The sequence below is a fragment of the Mesorhizobium sp. P2_F7 genome (assembly GCF_056403695.1).
In genome coordinates, this window is sequence record NZ_JBFUFA010000014.1 from 39,861 (window position 1) to 66,850 (window position 26,990).

Here is a 26,990-nt window from a genome sequence, read left to right on the forward strand (position 1 = left end):
GCAGGCAGCGTTTCTGCACCCACTCCCGGTATAGGTCGGTTCGCGGTTAGGGCGGGTCGGTAGCCAAAGCTTTGAAAAGGAGCAAACACGCGAGCAGCGAAACGACGCTGCCTATCAGGCCGTCTGCGGTCAGCCCGGAAAAATAGACGAGATCGAATGCCAGTGCCGCCATCGCTTTAGCCTTCATCGGAACCAGCAGAACTAACCGTTAGATGGCGCTAATGTTCCGCTGGCCTCCTTCAGCCCGTAGAGTGGCCCGCGCCGCTTATCGAAAGGGAAGCGCGGGCCCGACTGTCTTGCGGGACCAGTCGGCAGCGGGACCCATACCGCTGCACAAAACCAACTAGGCGGCATTTGCGCGGTTCCTTGAGCAAACAAAAAAGCCCGCCGGTTTGGACCAGCGGGCAGGGCGTCAGGAATGCACCCAGCGGCAGAGACACCGCAACTATCAAACCTAGCTGCCTCAAGCTGGTTCCAACGGAGGTGAAAAAGCCCGCCGTTTCTGGAGAAAACGGCGGGCTTCTCGCCAGGACCAATAAGGCCCGCCAGTTAGCCCAGCGGGCAAAGCCTTTCGCTCGGGCAACTCGCGGAACCATCCAGAGCCACGCTAACGACCACTCGCCTCGATGAAGATCCCCGGCGTCGAACTCAAGATCGGGACGGCTTTGCCTGACGCGGTGGAACTTCACGAGGTCCCAAACGTCAAGTATCGGTATGTTGTGGTTGACAACCGCACCGTCCTGGTCAATCCGGGCACCGGAAAATTATCAAGGTTTACGACTGATCGAATAGGCTGTCGCCCGCCGCCAGTCATGGCGGCGGGCGGCGGTTTCAAATGCGCTTTTGGACGGTGAGGTTGATGAATGACGTCGAGATTTAGCCAGCCCTCTGCTAAGCTGATCTCAAAGCCCGCGCTTAAGAAATCCGCGCGGTCTGCACACCATCGTGCTGGCCTATCTTGACCTTTTGGGGCTCAGCATTGGCAATAGCGAGGAAGATGCTTTCGACCAGATCCTTGTCGCGGAAGGGCTTGGCGAGCAAGGGCACGTCCGTTGGTCGATCGGCGATGTCCTCCGCATCTGCATAGCCAGTGATGATCACCGCCGGCCAATCCGAGCGCAGATTGCGAGCGAAGCGTATGACGTCCACTCCAGATACGAGCGGCATGGCAAAGTCGGTCACTATGACGTCGAAATCGGAGGGGGTGCGTTCGATCATGGCCAGCGCCTCCGCTCCTCCCCCCGCGCAGCTCACCTCAAAACCACGCTGGCGAAGCGACTCGGCTGTCAGCTGCCGCAACACGTTACTGTCATCGATCAAAAGGATCGAGGGTTGCCCCGTCGCTGGCAGCGTCTGTCCAAGGTCGCTCTCCGCCGAGGGGCTGGTTGGCTCCGTTGCAGAGCGCGGCAGCCACAGTTGCATGGCTGTTCCACGATCGACGACGCTGTCGATGCGTAGCGTCCCGCCAGATTGCTTCATAAATCCGTACACGGTGCTGAGACCAAGACCCGTTCCCTTCCCGACGGGCTTCGTCGTGAAGAAGGGCTCGATCACCTTTGCGAGAATGTCAGGTGCGATACCCGACCCCGTGTCCTTGACAGTCAAAACGACATAGTCACCTGCCGGAACGTCTTCCGACCGGGTTCCTACTGAACGGTTGTGGGCATGTACTGTTATCGTGCCACCGGCAGGCATGGCGTCGCGCGCATTGAAAACAAGATTCATCAAGGCAAGCTCGAGCTGTCCGGCGTCGACGTGTACAGGCCATACCGCGTCGTCGATTTGCCAATCGAACCGGATCAGCCCTCCCAAAACGGGAGCCACCAGTCCGTTCATAGTGTCGCCAAGGGCGGCGAGGCGGACCGCTTCAGGCTTCAGAGTTTGACGCCGCGAGAAGGCGAGCATTCGAGTGACGAGATCGGCGCCTTGTTTGGCCGAGCGCCGCAGCAGGTCGACAACCTGGCGTCCCTGATCATCCAGTATTCCTCGGCGTTCGAGCAATCCCAATCCACTGAGAATAGCGGCAAGCAGATTGTTGAAATCATGGGCAAGGCCACCCGTCAGCTTGCCGATTGCGTCCAGACGCTGTGATTGCAGCAACTGGTCCTCGAGGCCGCGCCGTTCGGTAACGTCAAGCAATGTCCCTAATATCTCTGGTTCGTCGCCGTCAGCGCCGTTCGACATCACACCTTGGTCAAGGAAGATGCGATACTCGCCATTGGCGCACAACCAGCGGAATTCGCACGTATAGGAGCCAGTCGTTTTCGCTTCCAGCAGTGCTTGCTCCAGCCTTGGACGGTCGTCAGGATGGACCCGGCTAAGGCCGAAGGTCGGATCTGAGGTCAGATCGTCGGGCGAGTAACCGGTAAGGCGCTCGACACCTTTGGTGACAAAGCGCGCTGCGAAGGGCGGCTCTGCTGCCCTCGCATGGAAACAGACCGGCAGCGAACTCAAAATGGCATCCTGCCGTTCCTCTGAGTTGCGCAGGGCCCGTTCGACCTGAAGCTTGTCCTTCTGCGCCTGGAGTGCCTGCGCCAGCAGCCCCTGCTCGGTCGCTGCATTTCGCTGGATCTCTAGGGTCATTTCGTGGAGTTCGACGAAAACCGCGACTTTCGAACGCAGCATGATTGGATCAAATGGCTTAAACACATAGTCGACCGCGCCGGCATCGTAGCCGCGCAGCATGTGAGCCTCCTCCTTGTTGATGGCGGTCAGGAAGATGATCGGCGTGCGCTTGGATTGCTCGCGCTGGCGTATGAGCGCAGCCGTCTCATAGCCATCTATACCAGGCATGAGTACATCCAGCAGGATGACGGCGAAGTCTTCTTTCAGCAGAAAGCGCAGAGCCTCTTCGCCGGATTGGGCGCAGATAACGTCGCCGGTTGTGGCAAGCACTTCGCTGATCGCGAGTAAATTGCGCTCATCATCGTCCACGGCGAGAATACGGGCTCGTGCCGGCCCCTCGTTTGATTTCAAGAGCTCAGGTTTCGGTACTTTGCTTCTCACCAGCTTTTTCATGACCGGCCGTCAGTTCACTGCCATGAGCATTTTTTCCGATGTATCGACGCGTGAGCGGGAACGACCAATCCAGACGCGAAGTAACGCCAGCAGGAGATCAAGATCGACCGGTTTGGCGATGTAGTCCGAAGCACCCGCGTCCAGACATTTTTGCCGGTCGCCCTTCATCGCTTTAGCGGTCACCGAAATCAGCGGGATGTGAGCGATCGCCGGTGTGCCGCGAATGCGCCGCATCGTCTCATAGCCGTCCATCTCCGGCATCATGATGTCGATCAACGCTGCATCGACGTCGGGGGTCTGTTCCAAAAGCGTGATACCATCGCGGCCGCGCTCGGCATGCAGAACCTGGATGTGGTAGGTCTCCAGGACGCTGGTGAGCGAATAGATGTTGCGGATATCGTCGTCGACGATGAGCACCTTTGCCCCCGCCAGATCAGACTTGGCGTTTTCTTCGGTCGCAGGTCCCCTTTCTTCGCGGCCTTCTCCAGGCAGCGTTGCCGACATATGAAGCGCCAGCTGCGCAAAATTCTCGGCCCGTGGCACGTTCGCAAGCGCCGGATTCAGCGCCAGAACCTGTTCGAGCGCATCCGGATGTGGGGCAAAGAACAGCAACTGCGGGATGGCATCGCCGAACTGGCCAGTGACTTCGTCCAGTGCTTGCGCGTTGTCCTTGGCGGAGCGTCCGAAGCCGAGCACGACCGCATCATATGAAGCCATGCCGACGTCGTCCGCATTTGCCGCGAAACGACCGACCGCAGTCACCGAGGTCACACCGTCACGGATCGCTTCGACGAGCGAAAGCCGGCGGTCCGGATCAGGGTCCGCGACCAGCACGCGGCGCTGGGTGCGCAGCTTCTTGGAATGGATGTCCTGAAACACCTTCACCAGTTCATCGGAGGTCACGGGCTTGGTGGAAATACTGGAGGCGCCTTTGCGGGCAAGACCTTCAATGTCCTCTGCACCGGAGATAACGTGGACGGGAATTCCCCTCGTCTTCTGGTCATGGCGCAACAGATCGAAAAGCACCCAGCCGTCGATATCCGAAAGTCCAAGGTCAAGTGTGATTGCGTCAGGGACCAGTTTACGAGCCAATGCCAGGGTGCCCGAACCCGCGTTCGACAGGACCCCTTTCAGTCCTGCAGAGCGGGCGAGACCAAGCAGCAACCCTCCAAAGGTCGGGTCGTCCTCTACGATCAGCACGACCCGATCGGTCGGTGAGATGGAATCGCGGTCGTCGATCAGCTCCGCCGAAGGCACATTGCCGAGAGTCGTTGGGACAGCGACAGCGTCTGTCGGCGCAGGCAAGATCGATTGCGCTGCTGCCACGCGAGGACCGGCGAACGGGATGACCAGAGTAAATGTCGATCCTTTGCCGGGCGTGCTTTCGACCCGCAATTCGCCGCCAAGCAACCGAGCGATCTCCCGGCTGATAGAGAGCCCGAGTCCGGTGCCGCCGTATTTGCGGCTGGTCGTGCCGTCGGCCTGCTGAAACGCTTCGAAAATCAGTTTCTGCTTATCTTCGGGAATGCCGATGCCAGTGTCGGTCACGGCGATTGCCAAGGCCTTCACCGGATGTGCGGAACCCCTGCGGCGCCCGGTCTTCTCGACCCGGAAGGTCAGGCTGACCTCGCCTTCCGACGTAAATTTGAATGCGTTCGAAAGCAGGTTGAGGACAATCTGCTGCAAGCGCTTTTCATCCGTGCGAACCGTCTCGGGTAGGGCTGGATCGACCTTGATAGTAAAGCCGAGTCCCTTGTCGGCCGCCAGCTGACGGAAGGTGCGCTCCATATGCTGACGCAGATGGGTCACCGGCATTTCGTTGATGTCGATGGACACAGTGCCGGATTCGATCTTCGACAGGTCGAGGATATCGTTGATGAGGCTGAGAAGGTCGGTGCCGGCAGAGTTGATGGTGCGCGCGAACTCGACCTGCTTTTCGTTGAGATTGCCCTGCTGGTTGGTGGCAAGCAGGTTGGAGAGTATGAGCAGCGAGTTGAGCGGCGTGCGGAGCTCATGGCTCATATTGGCCAGGAACTCCGACTTGTATTTCGATGTCAGCGCCAACTGCTCGGCTTTCTCCTCCAGTGCGCGGCGTGCCATCTCGATTTCGAGATTCTTGTTTTCCACCTGCTTCTTTTCGTTTTCGAGCAGCTGCGCCTTTTCCTGCAGCTCCTCATTCGTCGTATGCAGCTCTTCCTGCTTCTTGGTCAGTTCGGTCTGACGCGCCTGCAACTCCGAAGTCAGCAGCTGTGACTGCTTGAGCAGACCCTCGGTGCGCATCGTCGCGGCAATGGTGTTGAGAACGATGCCGACGGACTCCATCAGCTGGTTGAGAAACGACTGGTGCGTGTCACGGAACTCGCCGAACGAGGCTAGTTCGATGACGGCCTTGACTTCATCCTCGAACAGTGCGGGAAGGATGATGACATTGGCCGGCGACGCGCTGCCGAGACCAGACGTGACGCGCAGGAATTCCGGCGGCACATTGTCCAGCATGATGGCACGTTTGTCAGCGGCACTTTGCCCGACCAGGCCCTCGCGCAGATCAAGACGCTGCTTGATGGCCGCCTTGCTTTCGGCACCGTAAGACGCCGCCAGCTCGAGATAGGATTCCTCCTCGTCGCGATTGGTGACGTAGAACACTCCGTATTGAGCGTTCACCAGCGGAGCGAGCTCGGACATGATGAGCCGCGACACTGTGGCAAGGTCGCGCTCGCCCTGCAGCATGCGCGAAAACCGGGCGAGATTGGTCTTCAACCAGTCCTGCTCGGCATTCTTCAACGTCTGATCCTTCAGATTGCGGATCATCTCGTTGATGTTGTCTTTGAGCGCGGCGACCTCACCGGAGGCTTCGACGCTGATCGAGCGGGTCAGATCGCCCTTGGTGACCGCGGTCGAGACCTCGGCGATGGCGCGCACCTGGGTGGTCAGATTGGCGGCGAGCTGATTGACGTTGTCGGTCAGGTCGCGCCACAAGCCTGCCGCACCGGGCACACGGGCCTGTCCGCCAAGCTTGCCCTCGATACCCACCTCTCGGGCGACATTGGTCACCTGATCGGCAAAGGTGGCAAGCGTCTCGATCATGCCGTTGATGGTGTCGGCCAGTGAAGCGATTTCGCCCTTCGCGTCCACTGTCAGTTTGCGCTTGAGATTGCCTTGCGCGACCGCTGTAACGACGTCGGCGATGCCACGCACCTGATTGGTCAGGTTCGTCGCCATCAGGTTGACGTTGTCGGTCAGGTCCTTCCAGGTGCCGGCGACGCCTTCGACACGCGCCTGTCCGCCAAGTTTGCCCTCTGTGCCAACCTCGCGCGCCACTCGCGTCACTTCGCCGGCGAAGGAGTTGAGCTGGTCCACCATGGTGTTGATGGTCGACTTCAGCTCGAGGATCTCGCCCTTCACATCGACCGTGATCTTCTTCGACAGGTCGCCGCGTGCAACGGCGGTCGTCACTTCGGCGATGTTGCGCACCTGGCCGGTTAGATTCTCCGCCATAGAGTTGACGTTGTCGGTCAGGTCTTTCCAGGTGCCGGCAACGCCGCGGACCTGCGCCTGCCCGCCGAGCTTGCCTTCGGTGCCGACCTCGCGCGCCACGCGCGTCACCTCCGAAGCGAAGGAATTGAGCTGGTCGACCATTGTATTGATCGTGTCCTTGAGCTCCAAAATCTCTCCACGGACATCGACGGTGATTTTCTTCGAGAGATCGCCGAGCGCCACGGCCGTGGTCACCTCGGCAATGTTGCGCACCTGGCCGGTCAGGTTGGCGGCCATGGCATTGACGTTGTCGGTCAAATCCTTCCACGTGCCGGCGACGCCGCGCACTTGCGCCTGGCCGCCCAGTTTTCCGTCGGAGCCGACCTCACGCGCCACACGCGTCACTTCCGAGGCGAAGGAATTCAACTGGTCGACCATCGTGTTGATGACGTCCTTGATTTGAAGAATTTCGCCAAGAGCATCGACGGTGATTTTCTGCGTCAGGTCGCCGGTCGCGATGGCAGTCGCCACCTTGGAGACGTCGCGCAACTGCACTGTCAGATTGCCAGCCATGGCGTTGACGTTGTCGGTCAGGTCCTTCCAGGTGCCGCCGACGCCTTCGACGTGAGCCTGTCCACCGAGCTTGCCTTCCGAACCCACTTCGCGTGCCACGCGCGTGACTTCGGAGGCGAACGAGTTCAATTGATCGACCATCGTGTTGACGGTGTCTTTAAGCTCCAGGATTTCGCCTTTTACGTCGACCGTGATCTTCTTCGACAGGTCGCCACGAGCCACGGCGGTCGTCACCTCGGCGATGTTGCGCACTTGTCCAGTCAGATTGGCCGCCATTAGATTGACGTTGTCGGTCAAATCCTTCCACGTGCCGCCGACACCCTTCACCTCGGCCTGGCCGCCGAGCTTGCCTTCCGTGCCGACCTCGCGCGCCACGCGCGTCACTTCCGACGCAAAGGAATTCAGCTGATCGACCATCGTGTTGATGGTGTCCTTGAGTTCCAGGATTTCGCCTTGAACGGCGACCGTGATCTTCTTCGACAGGTCGCCCGAGGCGACGGCCGTCGTCACCTCGGCAATGTTGCGGACCTGGCCAGTGAGATTCTCCGCCATTGAGTTGACGTTGTCGGTCAGATCCTTCCAGGTGCCGGCGACGCCGCGCACCTGCGCCTGGCCGCCTAACTTGCCTTCCGTACCGACCTCACGTGCCACACGGGTCACCTCGCCGGCGAAGGAGTTGAGCTGGTCGACCATCGTATTGATGGTTGATTTCAGCTCCAGAATTTCGCCTTTCACGTCGACCGTGATCTTCTTCGACAAATCGCCCAGAGCCACCGCCGTCGTCACCTCGGCGATGTTGCGCACCTGGCCGGTCAGGTTCTCGGCCATCGAATTCACGTTATCGGTCAAATCCTTCCAGGTGCCGCCGACACCTTCGACACGCGCCTGGCCGCCAAGCTTGCCCTCAGTGCCGACCTCGCGTGCCACGCGCGTCACTTCCGAAGCGAAGGAATTGAGCTGGTCAACCATCGTGTTGATGGTGTTCTTCAGTTCGAGAATTTCGCCCTTCACATCGACGGTAATCTTTTTCGACAGGTCGCCCGATGCGACTGCTGTCGTCACCTCTGCGATGTTGCGCACCTGGCCGGTTAGGTTCGTTGCCATGGCGTTGACGTTGTCGGTAAGATCCTTCCACGTGCCGGCCACGCCCTTGACCCGGGCCTGGCCGCCGAGCTTGCCTTCGGTGCCGACCTCGCGCGCCACGCGCGTCACTTCAGAGGCGAAGGAGGCCAATTGGCCAACCATGGTGTTGACGATCTTGCCGATACGCAGGAATTCGCCGCGCAGAGGTCGGCCATCGATTTCGACCATCATAGTTTGCGACAGGTCGCCCTTAGCAACGGCGCCGATGACGCGGGCAACCTCGGCTGTCGGCTGAACCATGTCTTCAATGAGATCGTTGACGGATCGAACGCTGGAGTCCCAACTGCCGGTGGCGTTGCGAACCCGGCCGCGCTCACCGATGCGACCTTCCTTGCCGACCACCCGGCTCAAACGCTCGAATTCGCGCGTCACCTGGTCGTTGAGATCGACAATTTCATTGAAGGTCTCAGCGATCTCGGAATCCACACCTTCGTAGACATTGTCGATACGGATGGAGAAATCACCGCGCCGAAAGGCTTTTAGAGAATTTAGAATGCTTCGACGGTCCAACTGCTTCCTGGATGCCTGCGCGGTCAAAACACCCCTCCCCACCCCTGATGGAATATGCAGAATAAACTTCCCCCTGCGGCCAGATGTTACATCCCGCCGCAAACCCTCAAACGCCGTATTTCCATTTTTGTTCCACAGCGCGCCGCATTGTGCCGGGGCGCATCATGTCGATGGTGCAACATTGTTGTTCTGGAACCTCGCACTGGAAATGGCGTTTCAACTGCTGTGCAACCAAGGAGGCTAAGGCCATGGATTGGAACCGCGTTGAAGGAAACTGGAAGCAGGTGAAGGGTAAGGTTAAGGAGCAGTGGGGCAAGCTCACCGACGACGATCTGGATCGCATCGCCGGCAAACGAGATCAGCTCGAAGGCAAGATCCAGGAGCGCTACGGCATCGAGAAGGATCGGGTCCGGAGAGACGTCGACGACTGGTATTCGATGCAGGGTTGGTAGAACCCTGTCTCGTAGGGGGCGCTTCGGCGCCCCTGAACTTCTGGCCCGCCTATAGCCGGCTCGGCGCGCCTCCGACTGAGCGGTTGCCGTTTCCGTGAAACGGTGAAACGCTCTAGTGCCGGCATGGTGAACGATCGGCTTTGAACAGGTGGTGGCGCACCTCTAACGACATCGCCTCCAGATGCGGCTGCACCAGCGAAAAGTCGTCAAGCGACAGAGACGCAAGCAGACGGTTGCGAATGATCGATTGCTGAAGCTGAGCCATGCTCCAGAGCCTCCGTTTTTGGGGCAAGAGCGCACGCATCTCTCAGCCGCTTGCGCCCGAACAGTCAGCAAAGCGATCGGCCTTTGTCCCGCCAAGCCCAATCCAAGGCAGCGGCGAATGTGACTTCGCTGGGTCGATCAGGGGATTGGGTACGAATTCGTACGCTGCCTGCGGGTGATTTCTTGGTCTACCTCTACCACGCGAACGAACCATTCGCCGCAGGCTTCGACCACTTCAATGCAAGGCGAGACCTCGCCATTCAGCTCCACGGTATCCATCGCAGCCTCCCTACGAAAGCAATGGCAACGTCGGGTTTTATAAGTCCGCCGAAATCGGGATTTCAATAAAAAAAGTTTGTATGGAAACGTACCTACTGAAGACCGTCTGTCCGTTTGCACTGATGCGCAGCCAGTTGCATTTCGTACAGTGGTGGTGCTGCCTACTGGCGATCGGCCATGTCGTCGTTGCCAGCAATGAAGCCGCCGCGACAGCGAAACGTGGCGTTGCGATCGTCCACCACTGCATGACGGCGGTCTGGCCGCTATTTCGTGGCGGCGGTGTTGAATTCGCGGTTTGCCGTATAGTCGATAGCAAAGGTCCCCTCGGCGTCGCGAACGCCTTGCTTAATGCCATTTGATCCTCGGTCTTTGAAAAGGCGCGTGATCATAGGGTTCACGCGCCTTTAAATCAGTAGCCGTCCGGGCACCGAGCCACGTAGACTTTACCGTACCTATCTCGATATCTGCACTGGCCGGCTTCGCTTGCGTGCCCGATGACCGCCCCGGCTATCGCGCCAACTGCGCCGCCAACAACCGCTCCCTTCACCGGGTCGCCGGCCACAGCAGCGCCTACCGCTGCGCCGCCCAACCCGCCGACAGCAGCACCCTGTTCAGTGCGCGAACATGCTGCGAGCGGAACGAGCAGGCTCAAAATGAGAAGCCTCTTTTTCATTTGGTCCTCCTAGGCTGTTATTAGCCGCAGCTTAAATGCGCGACCGGGTTTTTTGCTCCTCGGACACCCGCTACCAGCGACCGAAAATCATGATCATGCACAGCGGCGCCACAGGATGCGCAGGTGCCGCCGGGTGGAATGCGATCTGGCTGAGCGGTTGCGGATCGCCGATTTCAGGCGACTGTAAGCCAACAGTAGCTTTGCATCCTTGGCCTCTGGCAGCCGATCGCCAACTGCGCATGGTCTACTCGGCGGGCTTGACGTCTGCGTCGCCATCTAGTCCTTGAAGCTAACTTTCGTGCCTTTCTGAACCATCGAGGCGAGGTCTTCAGCATCCCAGTTGGTCAGCCTGATGCAGCCATGCGAGAAGGTCGTTCCGATCTTGCCGGGTTCGGGCGTGCCGTGAATGCCATAGCTTTCGATTGAGAGGTCGATCCAGACCGATCCGACGGGGTTGTTCGGCCCAGCAGCGATGGTGAAAGGCCGCTTCGTCTTTACTCCCTTGAAGGCGAAGTCCGGATCGTAGTGGTATGTGGGATTGCGTACGACACGTTTGATCTCTGCCTCACCGCTTGGCGCCGGCTTCTCGTTGCTCCCGATTGAAGCGGGGTAGACTGCGAGCCACTTGCCAGAGGCGTCAAGCACACGCACCAGGCGAGTGCCCTTGTCGACCTCGACGCTGGCGGCGACGCCGGCGGGAGAATCGCCTCGGTCAACATCTGGGACCATCAACGTCGTGCCGGCCTTCTTGAAGCCGACGCCAGGATTGAGCTTTCTGAGCAATTGTTCGCTGATATGGAAGCGCTCGGCAATCTTCTCTGCCGCGCTGTGATAGCCAAGCCTCGACAGACGGGCCATTCTCTCCAGGCGAGCCGGAATGCGCTTGGTGAAAGGTCCGCGCACATCCTTGGGTGTCAGTTCGTAGGCAACCAGAACGGGATTGGCAGAGGTTGTCATCAGTTTATCCCAGGTTTTCCGGGAGAGCTTGCCATCTGATGGGAATCCGTTCGCGGTCTGAAAAGCCACAACCGCCTTTGCGAGGTTCTCTGAAAGGCGGCCGTCGATCGTGCCCGGCGAGAATCGGGCGCGATCCAGAAGAATCTGGGCTTTCAGTACGGCTGGATTGACGCCTTTGGTTGGGCTGACGCCGAATTGGGCCTGATTGACGGCGGTTTGATCCAGCTTGGCCGCCTCTGCCCCGCGGCAAGCGAGGACGAGCGCCACGGCGAAAAGGAGGAGCCTAAACATCGAGTCAACTCCGGAGTCGCACAGGACCTCCCTTATGACGCGGAACGGCCTTTCTGGTTCCGTTCACCGACAGCTGATTCATCGGCAGATCTGATGGAAAGGCTCGCCACGTCGATGGGGCGAGCCTTTCCAGTGCGACGGGCACTGGTCACGTCAGGATAAGCACGATCTTCAACGTGTCCGGATCGACGATGACGATCCGACCATCGGCCAACACGAAATACTCATAGGTTTCGTAGGCTGGTACAATCTTGACGATGCGCGCCGGCAGGCGATGCAGCCGAATCTTGTGCCGGGGAATCTCGATGCCGACCGAAATGTCGAAATCGACATTGGACACCGGCTCGATCCTAGTCTCCTTGATGACCTGCGTGATCTGGGTTTTCTGTTCGACCGTTACATTGGTGATGGAAGCAGTCGACCCCTGATCGGTCTGTGTCGAGGTCTTGCCCTGAGCCTGCTCGTCGGTCTGGACCTTGGCTTTCCCCTGAGCCTGCTGGTCTGTCTGGATCTTGGTCTTGCCCTGGGCCTGCTGATCGGTGGTCGCAGCTGCCTTACCCTGGGCCTGCTCATCCGTCTGGACCTTGGCTTTCCCCTGAGCCTGCTGGTCTGTCTGGATCGTGGTCTTGCCCTGGGCCTGCTCGTCGGTCTGGACCTTTGGTTTGCCCTGAGCCTGCTGATCGGTGGTCGCGCCAGCCTTGGTCTTGCCCTGAGCCTGCTCGCCCATCTTCATCTTCGAGCCTTTTTGACAGTCGGCCGTGCCGGCCGCGCAATTGGCGTCGGCGCCGGGTTTGGTCTCGGCTGGTTGTGTCTGCGCTGCTGCTGCCCCACAGCCGACGCCGAGCGCCAGCATGCTGGTGATCAGAATATGTTTCATAAGGAAGTCTCCTCGAAAGGTGTCCGTCCCTTCGTTGGGTAAACCTCAACCGAAAAGCTTTGTTCCAAGGAGAATCTGCCCAGACGCCGCCACAACCACAGTCCTACCAGCAGCGGCGGTTGCCGCCTGATGGATGACGAGCCCGTCAAGAGGATCGCCGTCTTTAACCAAGGTGGACGGTATGAAACCCCAGTGGTATGGATAAATCATTCCAACCGGCAAAGGGCGGACATAAGTGAACACCTGGGTTGCCGGCTCATAGGCGAATTTCGCCGCTGCACCGAGGTGTCTCAACCACCACCCGGAATGGTGGACCCTGCGAGGTCCGATCAGCCAAAAACGGACTGCACCCAACAATTTCCCATGAATGTGCCATTCAAACGAACTCGCGGAAGGACGGCAGCTGGTCATTGTCGTTGCCCGACAGCTCTGCCATGGACTGGCTATCGCGCGGTGTGGCGTTCGCTGTGCTTCCTTGTAGAGGACGCTTTTTTTGCAGAGGCGGATTTGGCGGACGCCGAGCGCGACGCCGATGCCTTGCCGCCGAGTTCGCCGCCCTTGTGCGCTGCGGGGTGGCCTGTGTGCTTGCCGCGACCCGATCCACCCTCCTTTTTGCCGCCCCCGTCATCCTTGTTGACAGTCGCCCAGGCGCGCCGCTCGGCTTCCTTTTCCGATACGCCACGTTTCTCGTATCCCTCGGCAATGTGGTCGGCCTTTCGCTCCTGTTTATCCGTATATTTGGATTTGTCGCCTCGTGGCATGGTCTTCACTCCTCTTTGAGTTCGTTCACAACGGAGGTGGTTCAACAGTGGTTCCACCGTCGTGGAGATTCAAAGATGTTGCATGATCCGACCGTGCTGATCCTGATGTATTTCATGCTACCGCTATGGCTGATCTAAGGATTCGCCGATTGGCTCTGCCATCGTGCGTCGCACATTGAGGCAACCACCGGAGCCAAGGAATCCTTCATTCATTTGCTGATGTTTGCGGAGGTGGGCATCCCGTTGTTGGCGGCGATGTTTCTGGACATCAACGCGCTGATCATTGCGACGATGCTGGTGGCATTCGTCCTGCATGAGGCAACGGCAATGTGGACGTCAGCTACGCCACCACGGCTCGAACCGTGTCGCCCGTCGAGCAGCACGTGCACAGTTTTCTGGAGATGATCCCACTGATGGGGATTGTCAACGTGGTTTCCCTTCACTGGAGGCAGTTCCACGCGCTGTTCGGTTTCGGAGACGAACCAGCGCGGTTCGAGTTGGCCTGGAGAGCCGAGCCTCTGCCCGTGGCCTAGATTGCCACAATCATGATCCTGGTCCTTTTGTTTGAGGTGCTTCCTTACCTGGAATTTGTCCGCGGCCTCTCAGCCAATGGGTGAAGACTGATCCCCGAAAAGGCGAGCCGCACACAGCCGGCTCCAGAACGCCACGCTAGTCGGAACTGCTTGCCGGAAGCGATCCACCATTCAGCTGGGCGAGCCGTAGCGTGGGCACAACCGATCCTGAGACAGGAGGATCGTTGACTTTCGAGCGCTCCGCCCAAAATTGCGAATGGCCTTAATTCGCTGCGAACTTCTCGGAGGACTTATCATGGATATCGGCACACTCACGCCCGCCGACGTACTGGCCGAAAAAGCCCGGACACCTTTTCCTGGCGCGAGCGAAGAATATGCCAAGGCGCGACAGGAGCTGTTAAAAGACGAGATCGAATTTCGTCGGCATATGACCCGCGTTGCCGAACGGCGCAGAAGCCTGCCTGATGGACCGGTCATCGAGAAGAATTATCGCTTCAAGGATTCGAACGGCGCCGACCTTGGACTGCCTGAGCTTTTCGGCGACAAGGACACACTGGTAACCTATTTCTGGATGTTCGGACCGCAGCGCGCGCGCCCGTGTCCAATGTGCACGAACTGGCTGGGTGCGGTTAACGGAAATGCCGCTGACATCAAGCAGCGCGTCAGCCTGAAAATTCTTGGACGCAGCCCCGTCGAGCGACAGATTGCATTCGCCGAGGAACGCGGTTGGCGCGATTTGGATTTTGTCCAGACAGCTGGTGACGACTACGCCAACGATCTCAGACTGATCAACGCCGACGGCACCGAGAACCCAGCCTTGGTCGTGTTCAAGCGGGAGGGTGAGCAGGTACGGCTGTTTTGGGCAAGCGAGATGACGAGGGAGATGGCCGACCCCGGACAAGATCCCCGAGACGCCCCAGACATCGCGTCCCTCTGGTCGATCCTTGACCTTACCCCTGGCGGACGCGGGACCGATTGGTATCCGAAGCTCAACTACTAGTCTCGAGCCGCCTATCGGAAAGAGGAAGCTTCGGCATGAGCATTCTGGAGAGTGCGAAGAAAGCCGTCGAGCGGATTGCCGGTGTTGCGCGACCGGGGAAAAATGAGCTCGACGGTCTCGTAGTGAGGCGTAAAGCGCATACGTTCCGTTTCAAGGATGATGGCCTCGTGCCCAATCATCCGGTTTGGCCCCTCGTCTTTTATCGGGGCGCCGTGCGGCTGCCCGATAAATTCGATCCCGCCGCCGTCATGGAAGCGCTCTTCAGAGCCAATGGCTGGGGCGATAGCTGGCGCAATGGCATCTACAACTACATCCATTACCATTCGCGGATACACGAGGTGCTCGGCATCGCACGTGGCCGCGCCAAAGTACAATTTGGCGGCAAGAAGGGCCGGACGCTATCCCTGAAGGCGGGCGATGTGGCGATACTTCCGGCCGGCACCGGTCACGAATGCCTGTCAGCATCCAGTGATCTCTTAGTCGTTGGCGCGTATCCGCCTTTTGGAACGTACGACGAATGCACGACTGCCGAGCAGCATGAGGACGCACTCGCTACGATCCCGAAAGTTGGCCGCCCAGGCAAGGACCCCGTTTACGGAAAAAACGGTCCCCTTCTTGGGTTGTTCGAACGTGCCTCACAGACAAAGAGTAAGCCTGGAGGGGGATGATCAGCTCACTCTGCCGGGAGCGAGCAGACGATCCCTAGGCAATGGCACAATGGCGTACCAGGCCGGAACCGAGCGACCCGAGATGCGTTCTGCCCTTCGAGGGGGCTAGAAGAGACGGAAGCGCGGTCCGTCTTTAGACGACGACATAGCCAAATCGCACAGGGGATTGTCGCAGGACGTCACAATGACCCAGATTATACCAATGCCACCCAATCCAATGTTGGAACAACCTGCCAGCGAAAACCGACCGGACAAAAACGGTGAGGCTATCCCCCCGTCAAAATCCGCGCAGCAGCAGGTGGCTCAACCTCAGCGGTCGCTGCCGCTGCCAGAGCAAATGGCGCGCTCGCCAAGTCGGTATTAGTCGTTGAGAAGCTTACCGCCAACACCATCCGTTCTCCCATTTGGCATGTGCGGCGGTCATCAGGCAGCGCGTCCGCCGCCTTACCTCCATGGGTTCAGTGTCCAGCGGAACGCCGAAGGACAGTGTGATCAGTCTTGCCCCAGCCGTTGGTGGCCGTGGCGATTGACCTTTCGCCATCGTCATAGTCGAGCGAAGGTCCATTTTTTCAGGACTTCGGATCGAGATCCGCCTTGCCCCATGTCAGCGACATGGAGACGGTCGCACCGTCCCTTGCCCGCGGTGACCGCGGAGCAGCGCCAGTCGCCATTCCGTGCGCGGCGCGCGATGTGGATGGACTTCTCTGCAATGCCTTCAGGGAACATTGCGGACTGACGAGTTTGTTCGATCGGCCACTAGGCCTGAGACTATCTAGATCGAGGGGAAGCAATGAATCGAGTCTGAAAAGGTGCCGCAAGCGGACCGGCGGCTGCTAGGGTGGCGACGTGAAGAGCGGGCATACGGCCACCCGATACCAGATGCACGCGCATGTTGTGCCTTTGCTTCTGTAACGCCGCACTATTGCGGCTGAGGTTGACGCCAAGAAACCCTAACTGGCGACCTTCCAGTCTCTCAGCCGGCGCGCCCGCATCGCGATCTTCAACATATCCTCATCAGCCATGCCGGTCTGGAAAAGCCTTATGAGCTCGCCGGCAATTTCGTGCGCGTCTGAGGTTTCCGGAAGCACATGAAACTCAGCGCACAGCCAGTCAAAGACAGCTTTGAGTGCATCGAGGTCGTGGGGATAAAATGCTTCGCCGTAGGGGCGCACAGGTCGGTTTTGCATCAGACGCCTCCAAAACGGGGAGAGTGCGATGGTCGCTCTCTAGCAGCGAAGCCCCAAGGATGGTCGCCGACCTGGTCGTTGTCGCAGGGTACCTAAACGAGGTCATTAAACTATGATGTATCGCCCAGCAGATTCATTTGTGAAGACTTGCCGCTGCATCGATCGCTGCTTATAGCCGCTCCCATAGGTGGCAATGCCAACAACGATGTTTGCAGTGATCCGATCCGGCCTTTCGCGCGTAGTCGTCTGGTAGGCGTAAGGAGAACAGGCGACCACTGCCACGCCGCCCAACCAGCGCGAAACTGTTCGGAGTATGTCTCCACATTCTTGGCGACCGAGCGGACGCGGAGGAAGCGCTGCAAGAGGTGTTTTTGAAGGTCTGGGCAAAGGCCGACCGCTTCGCAGTATGGAGCTGAGCCCTATTTCATGGCTGGTTGCGATTGCGCGCAACCAGGCGATAGATCGCATACGGTCACGTCGTCCTCCATCTCTGGAGATCGATCATGCGCGAGATTTTATCGATCCCGTTCAGTGGTCAGGCACAGCTCCTTGCACGCGATAGCATCCGGCTACTTCATCAATGCATCGACCATCTCAGCAACGAAAAAGCCGAAGCCGTTCGATTGCATATTTCGACGGCGAATTTTATGAGGTGCTGGCCCAGCGGTAAAACACACTGCTCAACACGATGCGAACATGGCTACGTCGCAGCCTGATAAACTCAGGCAGGCAGTCGAGGCGTGACATTCGCTCTTGTCCAACCGCAAGTGTCCGTTGGTCACCGCCTAATCCCAAAACGTTATGCAAATCAAACCTGCTAGGATAACGAACGTCTCCGACCGACATTCGGCGCAGACCTGCTTCGCTGACCAGGACCGATACGGTGCCCTTTGCCTAGGGAACCATTGAAAATGCCATCCGTTAGGCTTTTCACGAAATGCATCAGCGAGGCCACGTGGACAAGGGCGACGCTTCACCAATCCGATCAGGCGTTGAGGGTCTCGATTACGTCCTTCGAGGCGGCTACGCGAAATTCCGCTCGCATCTCGTGGAGGGGCGGCCTGGTTCAGGCAAGACCACTCTTGGTCTACAGTTTCTTATCGAGGGCGCCGAAAACGGCGAGAAGTGTCTCTACATAACGCTTTCCGAGAGCAAGCGGGAGCTGCGGTCAGTCGCTCACCGGCACGGGTTTTCACTCCAGGGCATTGATATCCTTGAGCTCGTGCCACCCGAACTTAGCCTCGACCCGTCGCAACTTCAGACCCTGGTTCACTCTTCCGATCTGGAACTTGGGGAGACGGTTCAATCCGCGCTCTCTGAGATCGAACGCATGAAACCAGACCGGGTGGTGTTCGATTCACTGTCGGAAATTCGATTGCTGTCACAAGGATCTTTGCGCTATCGGCGCCAGGTTCTGGCATTGAAAAGCTTCTTTTTGCTCAGCAATGCGACGGTGCTTTTGCTCGACGACCTCACAGCCGAACATGACGATCTCAACTTGCATTCGATCAGCCATGGCGTCATCCGGATGGAGCAGCTCTCTCCAATCTATGGAGGGGAGCGGCGGCGGCTTCGCGTGATTAAAATGCGTGGCGTCCAAATCCGCGGGGGCTTCCACGATTTCGTCATCCGCCCTGGCGGCGTTACCGTCTTTCCCCGACTCGTTGCCCGAACATGAAATGGCAGCGCACGGGACACCAGCACTCAGCAACAGCTCTGTCGATACGCTTGTCGGCGGAGGCCTGGAACGCGGCACCAGCACCCTGTTGATGGGCCCGTCCGGAGTTGGGAAGTCGACGATTGCGTGCACCTATTGCTACGCGGGGCTGAAACGGGGAGAACACGTTTTGGTCCTGCTGTTTGATGAAACCAAGCGCATCTTTCTGGCGCGCGCAACAGGCCTCGGCATGGAGCTGCAGCCTTTTGCCGACGATGGGAGCCTGTTGCTGGAACAGGTAGATCCTGCCGAGCTATCGCCGGGCGAACTGTCGTCCCGCATCCAATTAGCTGTTGAGAGCGCAGGAGCCAGGATTGTCGTGATCGACAGCTTGACCGGCTATCTCAATGCCATGTCGGAGGAACAGCATCTTGTGCTCCAGATGCACGAGATTCTTACATACCTAAACCAGAAAGGTGTGGTGACAATCCTGCTCTTGGCCAATCACGGGCTGATTGGGCAGATGTCCTCACCTGTCGATATGACCTACCTTTGCGATTCCGTTATGCTTCTGCGCTTTTTTGAAAACGGCGGGCGGCTGAGACGAGCTGTTTCGGTTGTCAAGAAGCGCGTCGGGCCGCATGAAGACACCATTCGCGAATTCAAGATCAGCGCAGCGGGCCTGGCAGTCGGGGAGCCCTTGGCGGAGTTTCGAGGCATTTTGACAGGTGTACCTATTTATGACGGCAAGCAGGGCGACCTCCTCAAAGACAAGGCATCATAATGTCGTCAGATCTAGGTGTGATCGTACTCGCCCCGGTGGGGCGTGACGCAAAGATTGCGGCCTCGATTCTCGCCACGAATAACATCCCGTCGCACATATGCTCCACCCTCGACGAAACCCTTCCATATTTGGAACACGCACATTGTCTGGTCGTTTCCGAGGAAGCGTTGATTAGCGCTGACCGAAACAGTTTCGCGTCCTGGCTGGAACACCAGCCGGCGTGGTCGGATTTTCCGATAGTGCTTTTGACCATGCGCGGCACAGAAATCGACAAGCGCCTTTCGTTTCTGGACGGGTATTTGATTGTACTGGAGAGGCCGTTCCTGGCCTCTAGCCTCGCCAATTCCGTGCGCTCGGCACTGCGCGCCCGTGCCCGCCAGCTGGAGGTGAAGTCCTATCTCGAACAGAAGCAGGAAGTTGCCGACCGGCAGAAGCTGCTAATCCGTGAACTCCATCATCGTGTTAAAAATACTCTGGCTAACGTTCGTGCGATGATGAGTGCGACCGCCAAGTCGAATGGCAGCGTGGAAGACTTCATGCGCGATTTCTCCGCAAGAATTGTCTCTCTGGCTGACACGCATTCGATGCTGACAGACGACTACTGGCAGATGGCGTCCTTGCAGAAGCCCCTCGAGTCGGAGCTGCGACACTACGACACCAGCGACAAGTCGCGTGTATTACTCGAAGGGCCGGACGTTGCGCTTGTCGCTGATTTAGCGATACCGGTCGGAATGGCATTTCATGAGCTAGCGTCAAACTCTTCGAAGTATGGGGCATTGTCCTACCCTCAGGGCCGCCTTGACGTGCGGTGGTCAGTCAGCAACTCAGGCGAGACCCAGATCGTCAATCTCGCTTGGCTGGAACGGGGTGGGCCTGCGGTAGAGCAGCCCAAACGGCGGGGTTTTGGTACGACACTTCTGGAGAAAGTTGTCGCCGTGCAGTGCGATGCCAAGGTCGAATTAAACTACCATCGCGACGGTCTACGCTTTGCGATGACATTTCCGGTGCGTGACACAAGGCTAGTGCCTGGCTATTGACGGCGGCGCACGTGATGATCGCTTGCCTAGTTTGGGATGGCGGATCGATGCGATGGGACGCGATGCCTATGAGGAGTTGGTTTCCTTCATCCACGATCCTACGGTCGTCCATGGCATGGTCGAAGACTACCGCGCAGGTGTCAGGATCGACCATCGCCACGACCTTGATGATCGAGATGCAGGCCGGAAAGTGCGCTGCCCGATGCTTTGCCTCTGGTCGCAAGACGATGACTTGGAGCAGATCTATGGCGATCCGGTCGCAATATGGAAGCACTGGGCCGACGACGTGGGAGGCTTTGGGATAAAGAGTGGGCACCATGTCGCCGAAGAAAATCCAGCCGTTCTCGCAGCAGCGTTCAAGGCCTTTCTTCAAAAATGATACCAGTTGATCGATCGCCGTTGCGTGCCAGTTACCTGATCGTCTGAAGCTCGACTGACCGGTGACCGGACCTCAGCGTTCGACCCGCACGCTGGATTGCATCGCTGCGAGCTCCTGCTCGGAGCAGCGAAGGACCGGCCGCGCGGGGTCGGAAATGTCAAGCTTGTCCCACGAAATTCGACAGATCCCTTCGCGATGGCGCAGCCGGACGAGGTCGAGCAGGGCCGTGCCCATTGACGAGGCGGACAGACGCTCGAAGACCGCGAAAATGCCGACATGGTACTCAGTGACGACAAGTTCATCGCCATCTGCCTCGGCGATGATCTCCTCCAAATGGCCTATGCAATGACCCTCTTTCGAGAAGACGCGCCGGCCAACCAGTCGGTCGAGATTTGCGGTTGCCATCGTCAAGCTCCCGGAATTCTTCCGACGATGTGTTCCCGCAACCAGTCCTGCCAGTCAAAAATAGCAGTCTTGCGCACATCGATATCGAACTCGATGTCGAGGCCGATGTCGCGAACCTTGCTCCATGCCACCCGATAAGGCTTGGCATGGCGTTCGCCGCCCAGCTTGGCGGCCAGAATAACCATCCAGCGTCCAGGGAGCGCTCCCAGGCGGCGCGCCAGCGCAATGGAGCCGATCTCGACGGCGATGACCCTTGGGGGCTTACCTTGTCTCAACTGGGCTACTATCCCGTCCACCTTGCCGATCTTGACCTGATTGCGGTCGACAACCTGCTTGTCCAGAACGTCGCGTATCATGTGCATCAACTGCCTCCAAATATTTGCAGAGGAATGGTGACAACCGCGAGGATGAAGCCAAGCGCGATAACAAAGAGCACTGCCGCGTTGGAGATCACGCCGTTGCGATGTTCGCCCATATAAGACCGGTCGTTGAGCAGGAAGAGAAATGGCACCACCGCCAGCGGTAGGCCTGCGGCCGTAAGGGCCATTGAAAAGATGGTAAGCTTCAGCGGATCAAGGCCGAGCGCAATCGGAATGGCGGCCGCGAAGATCGTGACGGTATAGACCATGGTGAAGCCTGGGTCGTCGCGAGGCTTGCTGTCCTCGCCCCAATTCCAACCGAACCCTTGCGCGACGAGGTATGCCTGCTGAAGGGCGATCTCGACCGTGGCGCCGAAGCAGGCGATGCCGAGCGACGCAACGAACAGCACAAAGCCCCAGAAACCGAACACCGGAGTCAGCATCAATGGCAATTGGTGGTAATCGTCCACCTGCGTGATGCCGTTCGTTCCAAGCACCAACGCAGCGACGATAAGCACGGCTATGGAGATGGTGCCGCCGAAACTCATGCCGAGCCCGGCAATGGCGCGATTGATACCGAGATAACTCTTGTCCCACTTGTCCTCGATCGCTCCCGCGGAATAGAACATGAAGAGATATGGCGAGATGGAAGCACCCAGAATGCTGACAGCCATGAACCAGTAAGTAGCCGAGTCGTGATGCGGCAAGGAGGGCACCGAACTGACGGCGACCCGCGTCCAATCAGGCTTGAGAATGACCGCCGCTACGACGAAGCAGAGCGTTACCAGCCCCAACAGCGAAACGCCTTTCTCAATCAGGCCGAAAGTGCCTTTCCACAGCAAGAGCCACGCAATGAAAGCTACCGGCAGCGCCCACCATTGGAAGCCGATCCCGGTGGCGAGTTCGGCAGCAACGGAGACACCGCCGATTTCAGCAGACAGCACCAGGAAATTGACCAGCAATGTACTGACCAGAGGCCAAAGGAACGCATTGAAGCCGAAGCGCTCGCGAATGCCGTCGGCTATCGTGTGCTTGCTGACGGCTGCGAAACGGCCGGCCATCTCCACCAGGAAAATAATGCAGATAGTCCCAAGGAGAATCGCCCAGACCAGCTGAAAGTGGAACAATGCACCGGCCTGGGCTGCTGTCGCCAACGATCCGACCTCAAGGAAACCGCCAACGCTGGTCACCACGCCGAGCGAGATTTCAAGCAATTTTTTCATGGATTTGTCGCTTGATCGGCGGGATCTGCCACAACGAACTTGGAAATGACAGTTCGAAGCTCCTGACCGGCTTGCCCCGCTTGTGCTCTGTCGCCGCTCGTGACGGCATTTTCGGCCCGCTCGGCAGCGGCTGCGAGTTGTCGCGCCAGTCGCCTGGAGGAGTCCGAACCGTCCGCCGTTTGTAGTTGCCGATCGTAGTCAGCTAACGCTTCGGCCAAAGACCGCAACGTGGCTCCCGCATAGTGGGAAGGTGCGGCGCCGGCGGTCCAACTGTCGATGACCATGATCGCTGAATTAGCGGTGGACTTGGCGTTCTGCGCCTGCTTGTCTTGAGCATCGGATGAAGAACAGGCAGCTACGCCGGCGAGCAACAAAGCCGCCAGCAGACGCGACATGATGGTATTGGCGAACGTTAGGACGCTGCGTGACATCGGATGCGTAAAGCATTGCGGTCGAAAAGGTTCCGCAAGCGTTCGGCTCAGGAACTACCCTCCCTGCTTGTGATCGTCACGTTCGCCGCGATTTCATTGCGGGCTTTGCTAACGACCGTATCCGGAGACCCGACTGCATCCTGCACGTCCTGCCGCCGAGGCGCACCAGCGAACCGTCAAAGAACAGCCCATCGCCGCTGTCCGTTGGCCGCCGCGCTGGGGCTACACGCCTTCTTGAAGCGCGCCCGCGGCCTTTGGAACACACTGTGCGCAAGCCCGTTAGAAGCGGGCAACCTCGGACCGAAACTTCATGAAACGACAAAAAGACTTAAAACCGCCGATCCACGTGGTGGGGTCGAGCACGCTTTCAGAATCGGGTGTCCCAAGCGAAGAACACGCAACAAGTTCGCGTCGAATACCAGCTTCGGCGATTGCCGCGCGGCTGGTCCAGGCCGTACGGGATGGCGGCGCGGATGACATGATTTTCATCGCACGGAGCGAAAACCAGGCAGAAGAAGTCTCAATTTCTTTCGCGCAGTTTATGCCGGAAACGCAGGTGATTTTATTGCCGCCGTGGGACTGCCTACCGTACGACCGTATCAAGCCATCGCGTGAAAGCATGGGACGACGTGCAACCGCGCTTCTCGCTTTGGCCAAGCCGGCCAACACTCGTCCTCGCGTAGTGGTCATGTCCCCAGAGGCGGCGCTGCAGCGCTTTCTTCCTGCCGATGCCATTGCGAGGGCCTTCACATCCCTGGCCACCGGCGACCGCGTTGATGTTGAGGCATTCCGCGATCGCCTGCAGACTTATGGCTACCTGATGGACGATCGGGTCGACGAGCCTGGGGAATTTGCCTTGCTTGGTCAGGGCATCGAGGTGTTTCCATCAGGAGCGCCACATCCCTATCGGATTCTAATCGAGCGTGGGGCCGTCGACAGCATTCGGTCATACAACCCGGTTTCGCAACGCACAGATGAGAGTTTCGAGAACATCACGCTGGCGCCTTCGACGGAGTTGCTGGAATGCAGCTCAGCGCCGGCTGGACCTACGGAAGCACAATGCATGGAAATGCAGATGGTCGGGGCCGGCTACAAGCTCAACAACATCTTCGAACTCTTGTCGCACGCCCGTGTCGCAATGGAGCCGGCTGTGGACGAACGCTTCGACGCCGCGATCGCGTTGATCGATGACGCCCGCATGATGCGCGACAGGCAGCAAGGCCGCAAGCCGACTTCGGAGCGCTTCTACCTTGATCGCCCGACCCTTGATAAGCACCTGGCGAAACGTCGGATGAAGCTCGATTTGCTGGGCTTGTCGCCAACGCCCGATTTTATCGTCGAGATCAACCCGTCAAAAGCCATGGCAAACTTTATTGCCGAACAGATCCAAGGCGACCGGCGTGTCGCCCTCGCCGGCCCTACGGTGGACCTCGATCGAATGGTCAAGACGCTGCAGCGGCATCTGACGCTCCATGTCGGCTACGCCGAAAGCTGGGCATCGGCGCTGGGCGCCGAGCCTGCAACCTTGGTCAGCCTCAATGTCGATATCGATGATGGCTTTGTCGATGAAAAGGCCGCAATTGCGGTCGTATCGGCCGCCGACGTGTTCGGTACACGATTAAACCCGGGAGATCATGGAGCCCTCTCCCTCGCTCAGCAGCCAGAGTTGCGAACCGGCGACGTCGTTTTGCATGAAGATCACGGCATCGCCGTTCTGCGAGACCTTGAGACCGTCGAGGTTCAGGGGATGGTCACCGATACCGTTCGGCTTGAATATAATGGAGGAGCCACGCTTCTGGCGCCCGTAGAGGAATTCGGCCGCATCTGGCGTTACGGGGCCGATGAAGAGGCAGTGACACTCGACAGGTTGAAAGGGGATGGCTGGGCCAAGCGCCGGGCACAGCTCGACATGGAGATTGCTGAGGCGGCAGAACAGCTTGTCAAACTGGCTGCCGAGCGTGAGAGTACTGGTGCCCGAGCGTTGAAACCACCGCGTATTCCTTACGCTCGTTTCGCCGGAAGGTTCCCCTATCCGGAAACCGCCGATCAGGCCGAGGCGATTGCCGCCGTCATCGACGACCTGTCATCTGGCAAGGCGATGAACAGGCTGATCTGCGGCGATGTCGGTTTCGGCAAGACGGAAGTGGCGTTGCGCGCTGCCGCCGTTGTCGCGTTGAATGGTTGTCAAGTCGCCGTCGTCGCACCGACTACAGTGCTGGCGCGCCAGCACTACGAAACATTTTCCCGCAGGTTTGAGGGCACCGAGGTGAGTGTGGCCCTTCTTTCGCGCGTCGTCGGCGAGGCTGAGTCAAGAAAGGTCAAGTCCGGGCTCACGGATGGATCGCTTCGAATCGTCGTTGGGACGCAGGCAATCGCGGCCAAGGACGTCATCTTTGCCGACCTCGGTCTGCTCGTTATCGACGAGGAGCACCGCTTCGGCGTCAAATTCAAGCAAACGCTTCGCGGCCTCGGCCAGAAGCTGCACGTTCTGTCTATGAGTGCCACTCCCATACCGCGTACGCTTGCGGCAGCCATGGTTGGCGTCCAGGAAGCCAGCCTGCTATCCACGCCACCGGCAAGACGGCGTCCGGTGCGCACAGAACTTGCACCATTCGATAGAGCGTCGGTCAAGACAGCACTCATCCGCGAGCATCGACGGGCTGGCCAAAGTTTTTGCGTGGTCCCACGCATTGAGGACATCGAACCCACGCTTGCTGAACTGCGCAAATTGGTTCCCGATTTATCCGTGCTGGTGGCCCATGGCGACATGAACGCCTCCGAGATGGACGAGGCTATCGTGACCTTTGCCAATGGGGATGGCGACATCCTTCTGTCGACAAACATCATCGAGAATGGCCTGGATGTGCCACGCGCCAACACCATCGTCGTGTTTCGAGCGGACCGGTTCGGGATGGCTCAACTGCACCAGTTGCGCGGCCGTGTCGGCAGGGGGCGGGTGCAAGGTTTGGCATACTTGTTAACCGAGGCTGGGAAGGACGTAGCGCCGCAAACGCGCTCGCGGCTCTCGACACTGCTCGCTTTCGACCGGCTCGGGTCAGGGCTTGCCATCAGTGCCCGCGATCTCGACCTGCGCGGCGCGGGCGATCTGGTTGGAGAGGAACAAGCCGGCCACATGAAGTTGATCGGGTTGAGTCTCTATCAGCGGCTGTTGGCGCGGGCGGTCGATAAGGTGCGGGGCAAAAATGCCACCTCGACCTTTGAAACCGAGATCGAACTGCAATTCTCGGGCACGCTTCCGTTCGACTATGTCCCCGAGGCTGTGGTGCGCCTCAACCTCTATTCGCGTTTGCAACGCTTTGAGACCCTCGCTGAAATCGATGCTTTTGCCGAGGAGCTTGAAGATCGGTTTGGAAAGCCGCCACCTGAGACGACCATGCTAATCGATTTCGCACGCCTTAAGCTTGCGGCGGTGAAGGCCGGCATCTCCAAGATCGGCGCTGGCCCCGTTGCCATAGCGATCGAATTTACGACGCCCGGTTCCAAGTCATATGACCGCTTCGTCCAGCGCCCCGACTGCGTTCGACGTCAAGGGCGGCTCATCTTTAAGATCGCCACGCAGCCTGGGCCGGAGCGGTTGGCCGCTGTTCATGAACTGGTGCTAGACGCTTTGGAACCGGCCCATCCGGCGTGATCGAAGCTTAACACTGGCTGGGGAGGTTCACGGACGGTGCCTCGTCCCATTGAGGGGGACGGGCTGCCACGGCGAGCGCCTACGCAGATACTGGCTTGTCCGCTGGCAAATCCGACTGTACCTGGCTTCCTTCACTGATCGATATGATCCCGTGCTTGAAAAAGACGGTGTTTGTCTCCCGGCCGGAATGCTCAGGCTCGCTTGGCCTGACAGCCAGTTCGCAATAACCCTTCGTGCTGCACTGGTCTACGAGGCTCGACAATCGAGCGTTCTCGCTGCTGGCACGAAACTGCCTCCCGTCAATCGTAGTCACCACAAATTCAGTCACCTTGTTCTCCCTTCGTTGGTGAAATGTTTACTTGATTTCTCGGGTCGCTCGGCTTGCCAAACGGACCTCCCCGAG

Annotated in this window: 21 protein-coding genes and 3 pseudogenes; 10 read left to right on the forward strand and 14 right to left on the reverse strand. The window is 58.8% G+C overall.

Annotated features, from left to right (window positions below):
- Positions 1-46 precede the first annotated feature (46 nt).
- Positions 47-172, reverse strand: a complete 126-nt coding sequence (locus tag AC1DZ8_RS28930; protein ID WP_477310926.1) for a hypothetical protein — start codon at positions 170-172, stop codon at positions 47-49.
- A 439-nt stretch (positions 173-611) separates the two neighbouring features.
- Here AC1DZ8_RS28930 and AC1DZ8_RS28935 point away from each other — a divergent pair.
- Positions 612-784 (forward strand): annotated as a pseudogene (locus AC1DZ8_RS28935) (DUF1236 domain-containing protein); the annotation flags it as partial.
- Between the two features lie 131 nt (positions 785-915).
- Here the strand turns inward: AC1DZ8_RS28935 and AC1DZ8_RS28940 are convergent.
- Together AC1DZ8_RS28940 and AC1DZ8_RS28945 are read right to left on the reverse strand one after the other, a co-directional pair.
- A complete protein-coding gene (locus AC1DZ8_RS28940) occupies positions 916-3,018 on the reverse strand; it encodes a response regulator (RefSeq protein WP_477310928.1) in 2,103 nt (700 codons plus the stop codon).
- Between the two features lie 9 nt (positions 3,019-3,027).
- A complete protein-coding gene (locus tag AC1DZ8_RS28945; protein ID WP_477402021.1) occupies positions 3,028-8,745 on the reverse strand; it encodes a hybrid sensor histidine kinase/response regulator in 5,718 nt (1,905 codons plus the stop codon).
- Between the two features lie 221 nt (positions 8,746-8,966).
- Here AC1DZ8_RS28945 and AC1DZ8_RS28950 point away from each other — a divergent pair, with 221 nt between their 5' ends.
- The gene (locus AC1DZ8_RS28950; RefSeq protein WP_112564507.1) at positions 8,967-9,170 is read left to right on the forward strand and encodes a CsbD family protein; all 204 of its coding nucleotides are present in this window, start codon (positions 8,967-8,969) and stop codon (positions 9,168-9,170) included.
- 112 nt (positions 9,171-9,282) lie between these two features.
- On the opposite strand, the gene AC1DZ8_RS28955 is transcribed toward AC1DZ8_RS28950, so the two are convergent.
- Positions 9,283-9,435, reverse strand: coding sequence for a hypothetical protein (locus AC1DZ8_RS28955; RefSeq protein WP_477308151.1), 153 nt, complete (start codon positions 9,433-9,435; stop codon positions 9,283-9,285).
- Between the two features lie 358 nt (positions 9,436-9,793).
- Here AC1DZ8_RS28955 and AC1DZ8_RS28960 point away from each other — a divergent pair, with 358 nt between their 5' ends.
- Positions 9,794-10,072: a hypothetical protein gene (locus AC1DZ8_RS28960; protein WP_477308153.1), complete on the forward strand. Its 279-nt coding sequence runs from the start codon at positions 9,794-9,796 to the stop codon at positions 10,070-10,072.
- 50 nt (positions 10,073-10,122) lie between these two features.
- On the opposite strand, the gene AC1DZ8_RS28965 is transcribed toward AC1DZ8_RS28960, so the two are convergent.
- From AC1DZ8_RS28965 to AC1DZ8_RS28985, 5 genes are all read right to left on the reverse strand, one after another.
- Positions 10,123-10,386: a YMGG-like glycine zipper-containing protein gene (locus tag AC1DZ8_RS28965; protein WP_477308154.1), complete on the reverse strand. Its 264-nt coding sequence runs from the start codon at positions 10,384-10,386 to the stop codon at positions 10,123-10,125.
- 276 nt (positions 10,387-10,662) lie between these two features.
- Positions 10,663-11,634, reverse strand: coding sequence for a L,D-transpeptidase family protein (locus AC1DZ8_RS28970; protein WP_477308156.1), 972 nt, complete (start codon positions 11,632-11,634; stop codon positions 10,663-10,665).
- A gap of 148 nt (positions 11,635-11,782) precedes the next feature.
- Positions 11,783-12,511: a DUF1236 domain-containing protein gene (locus AC1DZ8_RS28975; RefSeq protein WP_477308158.1), complete on the reverse strand. Its 729-nt coding sequence runs from the start codon at positions 12,509-12,511 to the stop codon at positions 11,783-11,785.
- A gap of 45 nt (positions 12,512-12,556) precedes the next feature.
- A complete protein-coding gene (locus AC1DZ8_RS28980) occupies positions 12,557-12,922 on the reverse strand; it encodes an inorganic diphosphatase (protein ID WP_477308160.1) in 366 nt (121 codons plus the stop codon).
- Positions 12,923-12,954: 32 nt separating this feature from the next.
- The gene (locus AC1DZ8_RS28985) at positions 12,955-13,272 is read right to left on the reverse strand and encodes a plasmid stabilization protein (protein WP_477308162.1); all 318 of its coding nucleotides are present in this window, start codon (positions 13,270-13,272) and stop codon (positions 12,955-12,957) included.
- 828 nt (positions 13,273-14,100) lie between these two features.
- Between AC1DZ8_RS28985 and AC1DZ8_RS28990 the strand changes: the two genes are divergently transcribed.
- Both AC1DZ8_RS28990 and AC1DZ8_RS28995 read left to right on the forward strand, forming a co-directional pair.
- Positions 14,101-14,805 carry a DUF899 family protein gene (locus AC1DZ8_RS28990; RefSeq protein ID WP_477402025.1) on the forward strand — a complete coding sequence of 235 codons (705 nt, stop codon included), beginning with the start codon at positions 14,101-14,103 and terminating at the stop codon, positions 14,803-14,805.
- A gap of 35 nt (positions 14,806-14,840) precedes the next feature.
- Positions 14,841-15,473: a cupin domain-containing protein gene (locus AC1DZ8_RS28995; RefSeq protein WP_477308166.1), complete on the forward strand. Its 633-nt coding sequence runs from the start codon at positions 14,841-14,843 to the stop codon at positions 15,471-15,473.
- A 950-nt stretch (positions 15,474-16,423) separates the two neighbouring features.
- Here AC1DZ8_RS28995 and AC1DZ8_RS29000 read toward each other — a convergent pair.
- The gene (locus AC1DZ8_RS29000; protein ID WP_477308168.1) at positions 16,424-16,660 is read right to left on the reverse strand and encodes a hypothetical protein; all 237 of its coding nucleotides are present in this window, start codon (positions 16,658-16,660) and stop codon (positions 16,424-16,426) included.
- A gap of 323 nt (positions 16,661-16,983) precedes the next feature.
- Here AC1DZ8_RS29000 and AC1DZ8_RS29005 point away from each other — a divergent pair, with 323 nt between their 5' ends.
- The 4 genes and pseudogenes from AC1DZ8_RS29005 to AC1DZ8_RS29020 all read left to right on the forward strand — a co-directional run.
- Complete coding sequence (locus AC1DZ8_RS29005) at positions 16,984-17,076, forward strand: sigma factor (protein WP_477308249.1); 93 nt, start codon at positions 16,984-16,986, stop codon at positions 17,074-17,076.
- Between the two features lie 521 nt (positions 17,077-17,597).
- A pseudogene (locus tag AC1DZ8_RS29010) lies at positions 17,598-19,101 on the forward strand (ATPase domain-containing protein).
- Positions 19,098-20,138, forward strand: a complete 1,041-nt coding sequence (locus tag AC1DZ8_RS29015) for a sensor histidine kinase (protein ID WP_477308251.1) — start codon at positions 19,098-19,100, stop codon at positions 20,136-20,138. Before AC1DZ8_RS29010 ends, AC1DZ8_RS29015 begins: the two are co-directional and overlap by 4 nt.
- A gap of 52 nt (positions 20,139-20,190) precedes the next feature.
- A pseudogene (locus tag AC1DZ8_RS29020) lies at positions 20,191-20,517 on the forward strand (alpha/beta hydrolase); the annotation flags it as partial.
- 72 nt (positions 20,518-20,589) lie between these two features.
- On the opposite strand, the gene AC1DZ8_RS29025 reads toward AC1DZ8_RS29020, so the two are convergent.
- The 4 genes from AC1DZ8_RS29025 to AC1DZ8_RS29040 are packed head-to-tail and all read right to left on the reverse strand — an operon-like array spanning position 20,590 to position 22,899.
- Positions 20,590-20,922 carry a hypothetical protein gene (locus AC1DZ8_RS29025; RefSeq protein ID WP_477308170.1) on the reverse strand — a complete coding sequence of 111 codons (333 nt, stop codon included), beginning with the start codon at positions 20,920-20,922 and terminating at the stop codon, positions 20,590-20,592.
- A gap of 2 nt (positions 20,923-20,924) precedes the next feature.
- Entirely contained in the window at positions 20,925-21,284 is a 360-nt protein-coding gene (locus tag AC1DZ8_RS29030) for a hypothetical protein (RefSeq protein WP_477308172.1), read from the reverse strand.
- Positions 21,284-22,504 carry an NRAMP family divalent metal transporter gene (locus AC1DZ8_RS29035; RefSeq protein ID WP_477308174.1) on the reverse strand — a complete coding sequence of 407 codons (1,221 nt, stop codon included), beginning with the start codon at positions 22,502-22,504 and terminating at the stop codon, positions 21,284-21,286. The genes AC1DZ8_RS29030 and AC1DZ8_RS29035 overlap by 1 nt, the downstream gene beginning before the upstream one ends.
- Positions 22,501-22,899: a hypothetical protein gene (locus AC1DZ8_RS29040; RefSeq protein ID WP_477308176.1), complete on the reverse strand. Its 399-nt coding sequence runs from the start codon at positions 22,897-22,899 to the stop codon at positions 22,501-22,503. Before AC1DZ8_RS29040 ends, AC1DZ8_RS29035 begins: the two co-directional genes overlap by 4 nt.
- Positions 22,900-23,245: 346 nt before the next feature.
- Between AC1DZ8_RS29040 and AC1DZ8_RS29045 the strand changes: the two genes are divergently transcribed.
- Complete coding sequence (locus tag AC1DZ8_RS29045; protein WP_477308178.1) at positions 23,246-26,587, forward strand: DEAD/DEAH box helicase; 3,342 nt, start codon at positions 23,246-23,248, stop codon at positions 26,585-26,587.
- Positions 26,588-26,990 lie beyond the last annotated feature (403 nt).